A 15015-nucleotide genomic window follows, 5' to 3' on the forward strand; every position below is an offset into this window, starting at 1 on the left:
GAAGCTGGTCAGCGCAGTTGCGTCACGCAATCAATGGCGTGGTGCCTGGGGACAGCGACGTCGGCACGGTGGCCGCCGCGGCGGCGAACTGTCCGAACACGACCGCGGCCTGCGCCCGGACGGCCGGTTCGAGCCGCTGCAGGACAGCCGCCAACACCGCGCGCCGCTCGTGTTCGACACGTGCGACGATCTGACGTCCTTTCCCGGTCGGCGCGAGTAGGATTTCCCGCTTGTTCAGTGGATTCCGGGCCCGCTGAACGAGGTCCAGGGTGGTGAGCCGCTCGCAGGCACGGGTCACCGACGAGGGGTTGAGAGCCAGTTGGTCGGCGACGCGGCTCATGGTGATCGGCGTGTGTTCGGTGATGATCCGCAAAGCCCGGAATTGGGTCAGCGTCAAGTCGTCGATGAGGTGTCCGACCGTTGAGTCCGCAATGGACACCATTGCGCGCAGCACGGCCGACGCGCTGTCCGTTTCGTCGGGTGCCGACAACATTTGCGTCACGCAACCATCGTAAGCGACTGCACCGGCTTTTGCAGAACGGGTGGCAGCCACTGCCGACGCTGGAGAAGGTCACAAGTCCCGCCTTCCTCGGGCAACACCCAGTGAACGCTCATGGCTTCGGACACCCGGCTACACCCACCTCTTCCCGCAGAACGACGTCGCCTTGTGGTTCGAGCGGACCGAAAGGGGTACTCGGCTTCCGAGGGAGACCGCGCGTCTGGCGGTGTCCCGCAAGCTTTGTCAGCCGGTCCGACAGCGCGCCGGCACCACCCGATGGGGTGGCCGGGCGCGTCGACGTGGACCCCGGCCACCCCGTCACCTTTCGTCACCAGGACACGGCTGAAGAAGGTGAGCTGCAGTCCGGTGAGGACACTGTCGTGTTCGGCTGGGCCGGAGGTGATGTCGGACTGCATCGCTCGTCATCTGATCCAGCCTCAACGGACAAGCGGTGCCTGCACTGTTCCCTGGTGTCACGGGGGCAAGCGGTGCAGATCCTGGATGTCGTCGTCGGCCGCGGTCCCGCCAGGGATGCAGCAGGAAGGCCACGGCGAACAAGCCCAGCAACGCAATCCGTCAAGCTGTGCTCATAGAGCGCGTGCCTCAATGGCGCTTTCCGGGCGTACCGTTCTTCGACCAAGGGCCGACTACACGCGGCACACCTCGGGTCTCCTCGCCCACGCCAGTCGCCAAGGCGATTGTCAACCTGGTGTGAGTGTCACGACGGGAGGTCGCCATGCGCTGATGACGGCCAACGTGATCGTGAGCGCGGTCATCAGGTGTGCCGGAGCAGTGCGCTGACGCCGTCGGTGAGCTCGTCCTCAACCGTCACGACGTCCGCGCCGACGGCGAGAGCCGCCCAGGGCAGCGCCTCGTCCGCCCGGCACTGGGTGATCGACGGCATGCCCAGACCACGGAGTTCCTCTTCGTGCACCGCCACCTGGCTGGGCTCGGTCCCCATCCACACCGCGAGATCCTGGATCTGTGATGTGACGAGGAGCAGGGTGTCCACATTGGCCTCGCGAATGGCCGCGACGCACTTCGGCAATCCCGTGACGGTCAGGGCGGGGTCTCGGTCCGGCACATGCCGAGTCGTGCGTTGGTCGACCAGACGCCGGACTTCTTGTTCCAGTGCCGCATGGTCCGAACCGCCGGCCCGTCCGCCGCTCTCGGTCTCGACGGCGATCTGTTGGCAGCGCGGTGGTAGTCGCCGATGCAGGCCCGATCGGGCCTGTACCTCTCCGGCCAGCACGATCAGGCCGACGTCGAGTTGATCGGTGAGTCGTGTGATCTCGTCGGCGACGTCCTGGATGTTGCGGCGGATGGTTTCTTCGACAGTGTGCTGGAAGCGAAGGTGCGCCCAGCCGCCTCCACGGACCTTGTGCAGGGGATGCTCACGTCCGGTGACGGTCTCTGTCCTCGCCTCGTCGCCGTGTTCGTCCACTACCCGCAGGTCGGCGCCGGCGCTGTCGACCACCACGATGATGTGCGCGGCACCCTTGCCCGGCAGTGTGGTCAGTGGGAGCAGGTACGGCAGGGGGGAGACTCTGGTGACCGGTGACAGTGGCGGCTCGGGCAGCACCTCGTCCACGAGCACCTGCCCGCCCGCGGCCACCAACGCGCGGCCTGCGGGTCCGACCGGTGGTTCACCCCCCGGCACGGCGGTGTCCATGGCGTCCAGTGTCGACTCGTCGATGCCCTGTTCACGTAGCTGTTCACGCAGCTCGCGCCATCGAAGTTCCGATATCCGCGCGGCGTCCTCGGTGTTGTGCGAACTGTCGAAGTACGCCGAGGCGAAAGGGCCGTCCACAGTCAGCAGGTGGCGTAGCGACCGCAGGTCCATTGTGTCTCCTTCGCACATTGAAGCTGGTTGGAGTCCTCCTGCCGCAGGTACCCGATGCGGACATGATCAACCAAGGGACTGTCCGGCGGCCCGGTGCGCATCCGGCGGGCTCGCCGAGGCTTTCCGCCGATCCCGCGTGACGCGGTGCCCCTGTCCAAGCGGAGACCCACGCCGGTAACGCGGATGTCAACGGTCGGGGATAAGCGCTGGTGATGCCGACCGGGAGCGGCCCGCACCGGGCCGACCGGGATCCGCGTTCCGTCCAGGATTGACATCCTCCTTTCCTATGCGCGTCTCGGACCATTTTGGGTGTTTTACCGGACGGGGCTGGGGTAGCCGACGCCATTGGTAGCGAGAGAGGCCGCTGGAGGAGACGAGATGTCCGAGGTACGTAATGCCACGCGGACGCCGCTGCAAATGGCGGCGCTGGTCGTTGGAGTGGTGTTCCTGCTGGTGGGAATCGCGGGTTTCATTCCGGGTGTGACCGCGAACTACGGGGCGATGACCTTCGCCGGTCACCATTCCGAAGCGCAGTTGCTGGGCGTGTTCACCGTGTCCATCCTGCACAACCTCGTGCATCTGGCATTCGGCGTCGCGGGCGTGGCGCTGGCGCGGTCCGCGGGCGGTGCCCGTGTTTTCCTCGTCGGTGGTGGCGTGGTCTACCTGGTGCTGTGGCTCTACGGCGTGCTGATCGACATGGACAGTGCCGCCAACTTCGTTCCGCTCAACGCCGCGGACAACTGGCTGCATCTTGTCCTGGCGATCGGCATGATCGGGCTGGGTCTGGTTCTGGACCGCCGCTCGGTTCGGACACATCGGACAGCCGGCTGACAACACGGCTACCGACGATCTGCCGAGGCGAGACGAAGCGACAGCCCGGCTGAAAGACGAGGCGGTGCGGGAGTGAGCCCTGCTCCGTCCTTCATCCACGCGATGGTGTGTCCGACACGGACTCGCCGACGTGCATACGGTGATCGTTGTCTGTCCCGGAGTTCGGCCTCTGTCAAAGCGGGCCACCCTGCTGGATCTTCGCCGCACTCGGCGTCATAGAGCGCGGGGGACGCGACGAATCCCGCACGCGCGTTCCCCGCCTCCCGGTCACGCGTCAACCGGGCGCTGCTCAGCGCCCGGGGTGAACCCTTGTCTTCCAAGGCCGAGAGCCCCGTCTATGCCAGCGCAATTCGACGCCACACGACCGCCTTGCCTATCCTGTCAACTTCGCCGTGCCGTGGGCGGACATCGGTATTGGTCTGGATTCGGTGCCGCTTGCCGATCCGAATGCTGTACGTCATGCCATCTCTCACAACGTCGGCCGGAGCTGTCGCCGATACGGAAGTTCGTGCGGTCGTGATCCACCACTTCTCATAGTGTCAAGTGGTCAGCGCGGCTGAGCCGGAAGTCTGCTCCTGCACTGGTCGGTGAAAGATCGCCAGGAGGGCGAACCAGACCAGGATCAGGATGCCGGCCGGACGCAGGAACGTTTCTGGAAGCACCTCTCCCACGAAGGAGTACCCGGCGAGCCAGAGACCCGTGATCACACCGACCACACTGACCAACCGGGCACTGCTGACCAGGGAACTCGACACGATCCAGACTCCGGCGAGGACGTGCCCGCCGAGCCGGACCGCCCATGCGGTGTCGTACGCGACGTCGTTGATCATCAGAATGCCCGCGAGCACGTCCAGCGTCACCCATCCGTAGCCGGCCGCCTTGGCCCACGGTGCCGCCTCCAGACGCGAGACGAGGAAGAGGATGGACAGGTGGAAGAAGACTCCCAGGTATTCCCCCCACGCCACGTCCGGGTCCACGAAGAACGCGATCACGGCTGGAAAGAACAGCACGAGCGGAAGAAGCGCCACAGAGCGCAGGCTGGCGTAGTGCCGTCGGGTATCGAGCATCGAAAATCCTTCTGTGTGAGCCGCCTTGTAGGGTCGAACACTAGAAGGGTGGTGTTGACATGTCAACAGTGGATCCGGGGGAGGCGACCAAGCTGTGGCTGCTGTGGAAGCGCGCGTACGAGATGGTGCGCGCCGCGGTCATCGCCGACATGACGGCGGCGTCCGGCCTCTCCGAAGCAGAGTTGAGCGTCTTGGTACACCTGCACGAGTCCGGCGGTGTCCTGCGGCAGAACGCCCTCGCCGCGGCCCTGGGCTGGGACCGGACACGGCTCTCGCACCTGCTGACCAGGATGGAGAAACGTGACTACATCGCGCGCGGCAAGGTCGCGAACGGGGTCGAGGTCACCTTGCGACCGGCGGGCCGTCGCACGATCGACGCGTCCGTGCCTGCCCTGTCGGCCGCGACTCGCCGTCACCTGCTGGACCGCCTCGGCCCCGACGGCACGAATGCGCTCAAGGACATCGTCGAGCGACTGCTGTCCAGTGAGGACGGTCGTTGAATTCCCGCTACCGACCGCTTTTGAGTGTGTCCCATGTGGAGTTTCTCGTAGCGGGTGAGTGTGGCTGCGAGGTGAGGAGCGCGGGAGTGATTGGCGTAGCCCATCTTCGCCAGCCGTTGCGCCCGATCGGGGTGCACACCTGATGCTGTTCGCATAAGCAAATAGCTCGGTGTCGTTTCGGCAGGCCCGGGCTTAGCTTCGGGCGATGGCGAACGAACTGACCATTCCGCTCCTGCCCTGTCCGTCCATCGACGAGATCGCGTCGTTCTACGAGATGCTCGGCTTCGAGATCACCTATCGGCAGACGCGGCCGAACCCGTACGTCGCGGTGCGACGGGAAGACATCAATCTGCACTTCTTCGGCATGGACGACTACGACCCGGAGCAGTCGTACAGCACGTGCCTGGTCATCGTGGCGGACACCAGCGAGCTGTTCGAGGCCTTCGCGGCGGGGATGCGGTCCGTGCACGGAAAACTGCTCATCTCCGGCATCCCGCGGATGACCCGGCCGCGGCTGCGCAACGACCGGTCCACCGGGTTCACCGTCGTCGATCCGGGCGGCAACTGGATCCGGATCACCAAGGCCGCCAAGGAACCCGAGGCGCGGACCAAGCTCGGCAAAGCCATGGAGAACGCCGCGAGGCAGGCGGACGCGCGCGGCGACGAACGCCAGGGGCTGAAGATCCTGGAAGGCGCGTTGAAGCGGGCGACCGGCGATGAACCGGAGTTTCAGGCGGTGCTGGAGTACCGCGACGAGCTCGTCGAACGGATCAAGGGGTCTGAGCCGCGTCCAGGCGCCTGAGCGCGGCGATACCGCGGGCTCGGTGATCCGGCCGACCACCTCGGCTGGGGCGACGTGGGCGATCGGGCGGGTCTTTCTGTTCGGCGGACGAGGTACTTGGCAGTCCTCATCCTGCCGTCGAAAGACCCGCCCCCATCCTCAGGCCCTACCCGGCAACCTCATGACGCGCAACAACTAACGCGTTGTGCTTGCCTGTTCCAACAGTTCGGTGGTCGCTTCCCACAAGCGCCGCTCGCGGTCACGGTCATGGGCTACCGGATGCACCTCCGTCAGCTTGGTCTTCATCACGAACGCGCCGTCACGCAGGTGTGCCCACTTGTCTTCGAGGGCCAGCGCGGCCAGCAGCGGCCCCGAGCGCCGCGGCGTCGAGACGCCAGGAATCCGGCCCAGGGCGCGGCCGATCGCCTGGAACGCCGCGGGGGCGCTGCGGCCCAGCGCGGTGCCGGGCATCCAGCCCGGTTCGAACACCGACACGCTGATCCCGGCGTCGGCTCGGCGCTGCAACTCGTGGGCGTAGTACAGGATCGCCAGCTTGGCGTTGGAGTAGGCGACGGCGGAAGCGGCCATGCCCGGGACCTTGTCGCCGGTGGCCGGGCGGGCGAGCTCGACGGGGTCGGCCCACTTGGCTTCGGCCACGCCCAGCAGCTTGCGCCAGAAGTTGGCGTGGTAGGTGTTCGAGCCGAGCAGCACGACCCGCGCCGGAGCGGTCAACGAGCCGAGCAGGTCGCCGATGAGCTGCGCGTGGGCGAGGTAGTTGACGGCGAAAGTCAGCTCGTAGCCGTTGGCCGAGGCCCGCCGGGTGTCGGCTGACATAGTGCCGGCGTTGGCGACAAGCGCGCGCAGTGGACGGACGGTGGCGCCGGCGAGCAGGTCACGCGCGATGGTCGCCGCGGCACGGACGTCGGCCAAGTCCGCCAGGTCGCAGCCAATCACGTGGACGCGCGCCCCGAGGGCACCGGCCTCGTCGGCGACCGCGGTCAGGTCGCGCCCGGCGCGGCCGACGAGCAACAGGTCTGGTCGCTGTCCCTCCGGGCGGCCGGCCATCGCCAGCACGGCGTGGCGGCCCAGGTTGCGGGTCGGGCCGGTGATCAGAACGGTTCCGGGTTCGGTCATGGCCCCAGCCTGCGAGAACTGCCAGGCCGCGACCAGTCGTCCGGTTTTCGTAGGATTGCCAGGGCCAGGACAACCAGCGTGGGCACAGGCAGACTTGACGGCGTGGAAGCGTGGGAGTTCGGCCGGACGGTACGCCGCTGGCGTGATCGGGTGGCACCCGAGACCGTCGGCGTGCCGGTGGGCCGCCGTCGGCGGGCCAGCGGTTTGCGGCGCGAAGAACTGGCCGCGCTCACCGGCATCTCGGCCGACTACCTGACCCGCCTCGAGCAGGGACGCGCGACCGCGCCATCGGCTCAGGTCGTGGAGTCACTGGCCAGGGCACTGCGATTGGCCGACACCGAACGCGACCTGCTCTACCGGCTGGCCGGGCACGCCACACCAGGCCCGGACGTCGTGTCGTCGCGGGTGCTCCCGAGCGTGCAACGGCTCCTCGACCGGCTCTCGCACACCCCCGTGGTCGTCTACGACGCCAGCTGGACACTCATACTGGCCAACGCGCCCTACGACGCGCTCATGGGTGACACGACCACCTGGCGCGGTCTGGACCGCAACGCCGTCTGGCGCAACGTCGCCCGCCTGCCTTCACGGGTCGTGCACACCGCGCGGGAGCAGGCCGAACACGAGGCCCGGCTCGTGGCCGACCTCCGCCTGACGGCCTCGCGTTACCCGGCCGACCGTGCGCTGCGGCGCTTGGTCGCCGACCTGACGTCCGGCAGCCCGCGTTTCGCCGAGCTCTGGGACGCCGAGGCACCGCCGCCCCCGGCCGACCCGTCCCGGCGCAAGACCATCGACCACCCGGCGGTCGGCCTGATCACCCTGGACTGTGACACGCTGCTTGTCACCCTGGATGACCTGCGCATCACCGTTTACACCGCCGAGCCCGGCACCGAGGACGCCCGCCGCCTGGACCTGGCCGTCGTCCTTGGCACTCAGTCGCTACAACTTTGAGCACCAGGGGTGCTGATCGTCGACCGTGCCCTAGCGCGGGAGTTCGATGACCAGGCCATCGGCACCGAGCCGGTTTGCCGCGTCCCGGACCACGACGCGCAGTTCGATCCGGGCTCCCGGTGCGGTACCGGGCAGTCGGGCCAGGTCGGCGAATACCCGGTAGGGTCCCGCGTCGTCGGTGCCGAGGGCCGTCCAGTTCGGTTGGCCCGCCACTTTGGCGGCGAAGGACGCCTGTGCTTGCGGGATGCCGGTCATCTCGGCGAGCAGCCCGGTGCGGCCGTCCTCAATGGGATCGGTGAGGGTCAGTCGCGGCCGGGGTGCGCTCGGTGCGACCGGTAGTCGCTGTTCGGAACGCAGCACGGTGACGGCCAGCGGAGGCACGGTGACGCGTACTTTGGCGTCCGGGCCACTCACCGGGCCAGGTCCGGTGACGGGGAAGTTCTGCTGGAACGTGACACCGGCCGCGGCGACCGGTACGTCGATGGTGCGTGCCTCGGTTGCTGAGTTCGCGGTGACCAGGTACTCGTGCCCGGTCACCGGATCGATCCGGCTGTAGGCGACGACGTCGACGTCGGCGTGTCGCAGCACCTGGTTTCCGCGCCGCCAGACCGGATCGGCGGTGGTGTACGCGCTCAGCGACTGGATCTGCCGGTACAGCGGATGTGTGGGGTCGAAGTTGTCCTGCGCCGGAGTGCGGTCGGTGCCTACCTGGTCTTGGTCGAGGTGTTCGGGGACGCGGGTGGGGAACATGTCCTGGCGTCCGTCGGCGTCGCCGCCGGAACCGGCGAAGCCCTGTTCGTCGCCGTAGTAGAGCACCGGATTGCCGCGCCACAGGAACAGCAGCGTGTTGGCCAGCCGCAACCGGTCCAGCAGTTCCTGCTCGGCGATTCCGGGGCGGTCCTGGCGCAGCATCCACGCCAGCCGGCCCATGTCGTGGTTGCCGAGGAAGGTGTTGAGCGCATACGCGTTGGAGTCGGCGTCGGTGTACAGGTCGTCACCGTCGAGTACACGTGCCAGCGTCGCGGCGCCCTGCCCGGCGAGGAACTTGCGGGCCGCGTCCTGGAAGGGGAAGTCCAGGACGGACTGCATTCGTGCGGCGGTGGTGTAGTGCGAGGTGAGTACCGGGTCGTCGGAGTAGACCTCGCCGAAGATGAAGAAGTCGCGTTTGCCGCGGGCGTTCGCGTAGGCCTTCACCGCGGGCGCGAACGCCTGCCAGAACTCGGTGTTGACATGCTTGGCGGTGTCCACCCGGTAGCCGTCGATGCCCATCGAGTCGATCCACTCGGTGTAGATCCGGCGCATGCCTTCGATGACGGTGGGATGCTCGGTCATCAGGTCGTCGAGGCCGAAGAAGTCGCCGAACTGCAACTGTTCGCCGGCGTACTCGGTCGCCCAGCCCCGGTTGTGGTACAGGGTGGGATCGTTGAGCCAGTCCGGTTTCTTCAGCCGTGCGGCTGTTTCGTCGGCGAACACCGGCCGGTACGGGAAGGACTTTTCCACGGACAGCCTCGGGAAGTCGGGCCGTCCGGCCATTGCCTTGATGTCGAACGGCTTGCCGTCGGCGTCCCGGTAGGGGAACTCGGCGAGCGAGCGGTACGGATGCTCGCCTTCGAAACCGATGACGTCGGCGGTGTAGTGCGCGGTGATGTCGAAGAACACCTTGATACCGTGGGCGTGGGCCCGGTCGACGAGGGCGCGCATTTCTTGCGTGGTACCGAAATGTGGATCGAACTGGGTGAAGTCGGTGATGGCGTAGCCGTGATAGGCGGCATAGGCGTTGCCGCCACCGAGATCCACCACCCAGCGGTTGCGGAACGGCGGGTTGATCCACAGCGCCTTGACGCCCAGCCCGGCCAGATAACCGACCTTGCCGGTCAGCCCGGCGAGATCGCCACCGTGGAAGAAATGCTTGGCCGTGGGATCAAAACCGTGCTGAAGCCGGTCGCCTGAACTCGACCCGCCGAGGTCGTTGCCCGGATCGCCGTTGGCGAAGCGGTCGATCATCGTCATGTAGAACGGCTCGCCGGACAGATCGGTGCGCAGCGAGTCACGGGCGAGCGCGTCGTCGCCGGCACGTACGCCAGGCGCGATGTCTCCAGCGGCGGCAACCGGTGGCGCGGTGAGAAACGCGCTCAACAGCACTGTGGTGCACAGAACACGAATAAGGCGCACGTCGCCTCCCAGTCGCCGACCCCTGAAGTGCAGACTAGTGCACCGACCGTCTGAGCTGGCCTCGCCCTGCGGGCTGTACCACTTCTGCGAGTAAGCAGAGGTCACACCTTGTGGTTCTGGCGGCGGAGTAGCCGGGCGAGCACGTAGTTCGCGTCGCGGCCGACGCCGCGGAGGGTGGCGGACGCGAGGCTGCGTTGCCATTCGAGGCCGACGTAGCCGAGTCCTTTGTGGGTGGTGGACAGACCCTTGGACTGGCTGGGCTGTCCATTGTGGTCAAGTGCGCCGAGCGGTTCGAGATAGTCGAGGTTGGGGCGGTAGCCGGTGGCGAGCAGGATGGAGTCGATGTGTTCGGTGGTGCCGTCGGGCCAGGTGACTTTGGTGTCGTTGATGTCGGTGAAGAGTGGCCGGTGGTCGGGGCGTCCTGCGGTGATGGCGGCGCGGTAGGTGCCGTCGTCGATGACGGGGACGGCGGGTTTTTTCTTGAGCAGGTGGCCGATGGGCAGGTGGTCGATGCCGAGGGTGGTGGACCAGAAGTGGATGTCGCGGCCGAGTGGGCGTTGGTTGGCGTAGCGGATGGGTGCGCGGGTGGCGACGGTGACGTCGGCGTGCTGGGCGAGTTCGACGGCGATCTGCAGGGCCGAGTTTCCGGCGCCGACGACGATGACGCGTTGTCCGGCGAAGGGTGTGGGATTGCGGTATTCGGCGGAGTGCAGAACGGTGCCGGTGTAGTCGGCGAGGCCGGGTAGGTCTGGCCGGTGTGGACGGCTGAAGCCGCCAGTGGCGGCGATGACTGTGCTGGTTGTGAATGTTTCTCCGGCCTCGACGGTGAAAAGGCCGTTGTCGTAGGTCACCCGGGTGACGCGGTGGTTGGTGCGGATGTCGGCGTTGAGGCGTGTGGCGTAGGAGGTGAGGTAGGCGATGACTTCGTCTCGGTGTGGGTAGCGGTCGGGGTCGCCGGGGAACGGCATGCCGGGCAGGCTGCTGTAGCGGGCGGGGGAGAACAGGGTGAGGCTGTCGTAGTAGTGGGTCCAGGATCCGGCGGGTGTGTCGCTGGCTTCGAGCACGAGTGGGCGGATGCCTCGGGTCTGGAAGGCGTGCGCTGCGGCCAGGCCGGATTGCCCGGCGCCGATGACGATCGCGTCGGTGTGCATTGAGTGTCCTTGTTAGACGGTTTGGTTTCTGCGTTCGACGAAGACGGTGTCGCGCCAGACGCCGGCGGTTCCTTCCTTGCGGCTGCGCACGAAGCCGACTTCGGCCAGTTTGCGGATGTGGTGTGAGCACGGGGACTGGCTGACGCCGGGCAGGTGGGTCAGCTCGCCCACGGTGATCTCACCACTGGCTGTGGCCACTGTGTGCAGGAGTTTCACCCGGGCCGGCTCGGCCAGGCAGGCGAACCAGCCTGCGTAGGTGGCGGCTTCCTGCTCGGCCAGCAGCGGACGGTCCAACATCGTCATGCGCTAAGTATCGACACAGATCGATGGTTGCGTCAATCGATCCGGGTCGATACATTCTCCGTTGTTGAATCGATGATCTTCGATGTATGGAGTGTCCGGTGAACGAGTTTCCGGTGGTCGTAGTGGGTGCTGGACCGGTCGGGCTGGCCGCTGCCGCGCACGTGCTGGAGCGGGGTCTGAAGCCGTTGGTGCTGGAAGCGGGGCCGGTGGCGGGCTCGGCGGTGACCCGGTGGAACCATGTTCGCCTGTTCTCCCCGTGGTCGGAGTTGGTGGACCCGGCCGCCGCGCGGTTGCTGGAACCGACCGGTTGGCAGCGTCCGGACGGGGACAAGTACCCCACCGGAGCTACTACCGGCCGACCCAGCAGCCCTGGGAGGTCATGGAGTACTTGATGCGCCCCGGCGGCCCGTTGCGTGACCGGCCCGCCCGGCGCGGGCGTCGTCGGCTGAGGACTGCCAGTAGTTAGCTTTCTGAGCATCAGCGTCTTATCATCACCGCGTGATATCAGCGGCAACTGATGTGATCAAGCTGTTGGCCGACCCGCTGCGTGCTCGGATCGTGCAGTTGTTGGCCGGTGAGGCGCTGTGCACGTGTCACCTGGTCGAGGAGACCGGCGCGCGGCAGACCAACATCTCCAATCACCTGCGTCAACTGCGGGAAGCCGGTGTGGTGGAGGCCGAGCCGTGTGGCCGGTTCACCTACTACCGGCTGCGTCCCGAGGTGCTGCAAGCCACCGCTGACCACATCGCCGGCCTCGCCGAGCGCGCACGCACCCACTCCGAGGCCAGGAGGCCCTGTTGACGACCACCCGAGCCGCCGAACCGGACGTCCTGCACCGGTTGTCCTTTCTGGACCGATTGCTGCCCGTCTGGATCGGCGTGGCCATGGCCGCGGGCCTGCTGCTCGGCCGGTTCGTGCCCGGCCTGCAGAGCGTGCTGGACGCGGTGAAGGTCGGCGGGGTCTCGCTGCCGATCGCGCTTGGCCTGCTGCTGATGATGTACCCGGTGCTGGCGAAAGTCCGCTACGACCGGCTCGACACCGTCACCCGCGACAAACGCACCATGTGGCTGTCGCTGCTGCTGAACTGGATCATCGGACCGGCGCTGATGTTCGCGCTGGCGTGGCTGATGCTGCCGGACCTGCCCGAGTACCGCACCGGCCTGATCATCGTCGGCCTGGCTCGCTGCATCGCCATGGTCATCATCTGGAACGACCTGGCCTGCGGCGACCGTGAGGCCGCCGCGGTGCTCGTCGCGCTGAACTCGGTGTTCCAGGTCGTCATGTTCGGCGTGCTCGGCTGGTTCTACCTGGACCTGTTGCCCAGCTGGCTCGGCCTGGGCACGACAGCGTTCGACGTGTCCGCCTGGGAGATCGCCCGCAGTGTGCTGATCTTCCTGGGCATCCCGCTCGCCGCCGGCTACCTCACCCGCCGGTTCGGCGAGAAGTCCCGTGGCCGAGACTGGTACGAGGGCAGGTTCCTGCCCCGCATCGGCCCGGTCGCGCTGTACGGGCTGCTGTTCACCATCGTGGTGCTTTTCGCCCTGCAAGGTGAGACCATCACCTCCCGCCCGCTGGACGTTGCCCGGATCGCTTTGCCGCTGCTGGTGTACTTCGCGCTCATGTGGGGCGGCAGCTATCTCCTCGGCAAGGCCGCTGGACTGTCCTATTCACGGACCACCGCCCTGGCGTTCACCGCCGCGGGCAACAACTTCGAGCTCGCCATCGCCGTCGCGATCGGCGTGTTCGGTGTGACCTCCGGACAGGCACTCGCCGGTGTGGTCGGCCCGCTGATCGAAGTCCCGGTCCTCGTCGCCCTGGTCTACGTCAGCCTGTGGCTACGCCGCCGCTGGACGGCATGACACAGGTCGTCGTTCCGGCCCGAGCTCCGCCACCTTGCCCCGCTGCACCTGCGAACCAGCAACGGCGTCATCCAGACCGACGGCACTCGCGCGGTCGACGAGCCACGCCTGCACCTGCTCGGCTACGGCGAATGGACGGGCGCAGCCTCAGCCACGTTCGTCGGCGTTGGGCCGACCGCACGATCAGCCGCCGCGGAGCTCGCCACACTGCTTGGCCCGTAGTCAGCGCTCAACACTCTTCGCCACGTCGTCCACGGACTGTTCGGCTGGTGTGCAGCAAGCGCTGATCCCGCAACAAGACCCGGATGTCGCCGACGTTGCCGTCTCGACGATCGGGATCGCGTTCACCGGCTTCACGGCCCGGATGATCGCCGAGTGCATGGAGTCGGCGACCTCGTGGGTCGAGGTGATCTCGATGTCGGTGAACCCAGCCGCCCGCAGGCCCTCGCGGTACTCGCTGAAGCTCAGCGCCCCGGCGATGCACGCGACGTACGAACCCCGCTCTGCCCGCTGCTCGGCAGTGAGATCATCGTCGGCGACGATGTCGGACACCCCGATCCGGCCGCCCGGCGTCAGCACGCGGAACGCCTCGGCGAACACCGCGGCCTTGTCCGTCGACAGGTTGATCACGCAGTTCGAGATCACCACGTCAATGGTGTTGGCAGGCAACGGGATCGATTCAATCGTGCCCTTCAGGAACTCCACGTTCCCGGCGCCCGCCTTGGCCTTGTTGGCCAACGCCAGAGCGAGCATCTCGTCGGTCATGTCCACCCCGTACGCCTTACCGGTCGGGCCGACCCGGCGAGCCGACAGCAACACGTCGATCCCGCCACCCGACCCGAGATCCAGCACGCGCTCGCCGCTGCGCAACTCCGCCACTGCGGTCGGGTTGCCGCACCCCAGGGACGCGGCGATCGCCTGGGCGGGCAAAGCGTCGCGTTCTGCCGCCGAGTAGAGAGTGGCGCCGAAGTTCTCGTCGACCTCGACGGCCTCCGGCCCGCAACAACCCCCACCGCCCTCGGCGACCTTGATCGCGGCGGCGGCATATCGAGTCCGGACAACTTCACGAAGGTCGGTGGATTCAGTCATGGCGACTCCTTGTATCGATGTTCTTCGATGCATGTTGCCGCCTTTATTGAAGGCTGTCAATATAGAGGTATGTCGAAACAGGAGCTGCCGATCGTGCGGACCGGGTCCTGCTGCACGAGCCTGCAGTCCGCGCCGCTGGGGGAGGATCGGGCGACCGAGTTGGCCGCCGTGTTCAAGGCACTCGGCGACCCGGTCCGTCTCCGGCTGCTGTCGATGATCGCCGCCGCCGAGGCCGGCGTCGGAGTCTGTGTCTGCGAACTGACACCCGCGTTCGACCTGTCCCAGCCTACGATCTCCCACCACCTCAAACTGCTGCGCCAGGCCGGACTCGTCGACTCCGAACGCCGCGGCACCTGGGTCTACTACTGGCTGGTGCCCGAGACCACGGACAAGCTGACCGCGCTGCTTTCGCGGCCGGCGAGTGAATGGGCGCGGCAGCACGAAGAAGTCGCTTCCTCCTGAATCCCGGCTGAACGAAAGCTGTTGGTAGCCGCGATCCGCACTGAATGACAGCCTTGACTTATAGCGCCCAGGCGTCGCGCTTCTCCCGGTCACACGACCGGACCACCCCACCCGCTCCGAACCGCCGGTCGTTCACCACGGTTCGCACGTCTTCGTGGTGGCTGACCACCCAGGCCCGCCCGCCATGGGGAAGTCGCGCTTCGTGGCGTTAGGTCGTGTTTCAAATGCCCGATCGCGATAGCCGGGCCGGATGCGGCCCCTGACGCCACCGCGGGACCGCCCAAAGACAACCAGTATTCGCGGCGATCCCGCGGCGACGCCAGGAACCGCCCCACCGAGCCGATTCCGGCCTCCGGCCGGGGCAGACTCTCATCGA

The 15015-nt window shown here is 67.1% G+C and carries 14 protein-coding genes and 2 pseudogenes; 8 read left to right on the top strand and 8 right to left on the bottom strand.

All coding sequences use genetic code 11. The features are described from left to right. Positions 1-22 precede the first annotated feature (22 nt). Both GC106_RS40720 and GC106_RS40725 read right to left on the bottom strand, forming a co-directional pair. Complete coding sequence (locus GC106_RS40720) at positions 23-553, bottom strand: MarR family winged helix-turn-helix transcriptional regulator (RefSeq protein ID WP_312873272.1); 531 nt, start codon at positions 551-553, stop codon at positions 23-25. A gap of 721 nt (positions 554-1274) precedes the next feature. Continuing rightward, complete coding sequence (locus GC106_RS40725) at positions 1275-2342, bottom strand: Rv2629 family ribosome hibernation factor (RefSeq protein WP_173141532.1); 1068 nt, start codon at positions 2340-2342, stop codon at positions 1275-1277. Positions 2343-2720: 378 nt separating this feature from the next. Here GC106_RS40725 and GC106_RS40730 point away from each other — a divergent pair, with 378 nt between their 5' ends. Beyond that, positions 2721-3173: a DUF4383 domain-containing protein gene (locus GC106_RS40730; protein ID WP_173141533.1), complete on the top strand. Its 453-nt coding sequence runs from the start codon at positions 2721-2723 to the stop codon at positions 3171-3173. A 539-nt stretch (positions 3174-3712) separates the two neighbouring features. Here the strand turns inward: GC106_RS40730 and GC106_RS40735 are convergent. Further along, positions 3713-4240, bottom strand: coding sequence for a hypothetical protein (locus tag GC106_RS40735; protein ID WP_173141534.1), 528 nt, complete (start codon positions 4238-4240; stop codon positions 3713-3715). 59 nt (positions 4241-4299) lie between these two features. Between GC106_RS40735 and GC106_RS40740 the strand changes: the two genes are divergently transcribed. Together GC106_RS40740 and GC106_RS40745 are read left to right on the top strand one after the other, a co-directional pair. Next, the gene (locus tag GC106_RS40740; RefSeq protein ID WP_173141535.1) at positions 4300-4740 is read left to right on the top strand and encodes a MarR family winged helix-turn-helix transcriptional regulator; all 441 of its coding nucleotides are present in this window, start codon (positions 4300-4302) and stop codon (positions 4738-4740) included. Positions 4741-4945: 205 nt separating this feature from the next. After that, the gene (locus tag GC106_RS40745) at positions 4946-5542 is read left to right on the top strand and encodes a DUF8817 family protein (protein ID WP_173141536.1); all 597 of its coding nucleotides are present in this window, start codon (positions 4946-4948) and stop codon (positions 5540-5542) included. A 174-nt stretch (positions 5543-5716) separates the two neighbouring features. On the opposite strand, the gene GC106_RS40750 is transcribed toward GC106_RS40745, so the two are convergent. After that, positions 5717-6655: an SDR family NAD(P)-dependent oxidoreductase gene (locus tag GC106_RS40750; RefSeq protein WP_173141537.1), complete on the bottom strand. Its 939-nt coding sequence runs from the start codon at positions 6653-6655 to the stop codon at positions 5717-5719. Between the two features lie 78 nt (positions 6656-6733). Here GC106_RS40750 and GC106_RS40755 point away from each other — a divergent pair, with 78 nt between their 5' ends. After that, on the top strand, positions 6734-7603 hold the full coding sequence (locus GC106_RS40755; RefSeq protein ID WP_312873273.1) for a helix-turn-helix transcriptional regulator: 870 nt from the start codon (positions 6734-6736) through the stop codon (positions 7601-7603). Positions 7604-7633: 30 nt separating this feature from the next. Here GC106_RS40755 and GC106_RS40760 read toward each other — a convergent pair whose 3' ends face one another. The 3 genes and pseudogenes from GC106_RS40760 to GC106_RS40770 form a co-directional block, all read right to left on the bottom strand. After that, complete coding sequence (locus GC106_RS40760) at positions 7634-9775, bottom strand: alpha-amylase family glycosyl hydrolase (RefSeq protein WP_173141538.1); 2142 nt, start codon at positions 9773-9775, stop codon at positions 7634-7636. A gap of 101 nt (positions 9776-9876) precedes the next feature. Further along, positions 9877-10926: a flavin-containing monooxygenase gene (locus tag GC106_RS40765; protein ID WP_173141539.1), complete on the bottom strand. Its 1050-nt coding sequence runs from the start codon at positions 10924-10926 to the stop codon at positions 9877-9879. Between the two features lie 57 nt (positions 10927-10983). Then, positions 10984-11229, bottom strand: a pseudogene (locus tag GC106_RS40770) (ArsR/SmtB family transcription factor); the annotation flags it as partial. 98 nt (positions 11230-11327) lie between these two features. Between GC106_RS40770 and GC106_RS40775 the strand changes: the two are divergent. The 3 genes and pseudogenes from GC106_RS40775 to arsB form a co-directional block, all read left to right on the top strand. Beyond that, positions 11328-11573: pseudogene (locus GC106_RS40775) on the top strand (FAD-dependent oxidoreductase); the annotation flags it as partial. A 154-nt stretch (positions 11574-11727) separates the two neighbouring features. Further along, entirely contained in the window at positions 11728-12030 is a 303-nt protein-coding gene (locus tag GC106_RS40780) for an ArsR/SmtB family transcription factor (RefSeq protein WP_173141542.1), read from the top strand. Next, a complete protein-coding gene (gene arsB / locus GC106_RS40785; protein ID WP_281368760.1) occupies positions 12027-13088 on the top strand; it encodes an ACR3 family arsenite efflux transporter in 1062 nt (353 codons plus the stop codon). The genes GC106_RS40780 and arsB overlap by 4 nt, the downstream gene beginning before the upstream one ends. A gap of 222 nt (positions 13089-13310) precedes the next feature. Here the strand turns inward: arsB and arsM are convergent, their stop codons facing one another. Continuing rightward, entirely contained in the window at positions 13311-14177 is an 867-nt protein-coding gene (gene arsM / locus GC106_RS40790; RefSeq protein WP_173141543.1) for an arsenite methyltransferase, read from the bottom strand. Between the two features lie 69 nt (positions 14178-14246). Here arsM and GC106_RS40795 point away from each other — a divergent pair, with 69 nt between their 5' ends. Next, entirely contained in the window at positions 14247-14639 is a 393-nt protein-coding gene (locus GC106_RS40795; RefSeq protein WP_173141544.1) for an ArsR/SmtB family transcription factor, read from the top strand. The last annotated feature ends 376 nt before the right edge of the window (positions 14640-15015 follow it).

The sequence above is a fragment of the Kibdelosporangium persicum genome, from assembly GCF_013280595.1.
In the GTDB taxonomy this organism is placed as follows: domain Bacteria; phylum Actinomycetota; class Actinomycetes; order Mycobacteriales; family Pseudonocardiaceae; genus Kibdelosporangium; species Kibdelosporangium persicum.

Bases quoted from the DNA above. Each gene is read 5' to 3' on its own strand.
- GC106_RS40735 (WP_173141534.1), bottom strand. From the start codon at position 4,240: ATGCTCGATACCCGACGGCACTACGCCAGCCTGCGCTCTGTGGCGCTT.
- GC106_RS40745 (WP_173141536.1), top strand. From the start codon at position 4,946: ATGGCGAACGAACTGACCATTCCGCTCCTGCCCTGTCCGTCCATCGAC.
- GC106_RS40765 (WP_173141539.1), bottom strand. From the start codon at position 10,926: ATGCACACCGACGCGATCGTCATCGGCGCCGGGCAATCCGGCCTGGCC.
- GC106_RS40740 (WP_173141535.1), top strand. From the start codon at position 4,300: ATGTCAACAGTGGATCCGGGGGAGGCGACCAAGCTGTGGCTGCTGTGG.
- arsM (WP_173141543.1), bottom strand. From the start codon at position 14,177: ATGACTGAATCCACCGACCTTCGTGAAGTTGTCCGGACTCGATATGCC.
- GC106_RS40795 (WP_173141544.1), top strand. From the start codon at position 14,247: ATGTCGAAACAGGAGCTGCCGATCGTGCGGACCGGGTCCTGCTGCACG.
- GC106_RS40750 (WP_173141537.1), bottom strand. From the start codon at position 6,655: ATGACCGAACCCGGAACCGTTCTGATCACCGGCCCGACCCGCAACCTG.
- GC106_RS40730 (WP_173141533.1), top strand. From the start codon at position 2,721: ATGTCCGAGGTACGTAATGCCACGCGGACGCCGCTGCAAATGGCGGCG.
- GC106_RS40725 (WP_173141532.1), bottom strand. From the start codon at position 2,342: ATGGACCTGCGGTCGCTACGCCACCTGCTGACTGTGGACGGCCCTTTC.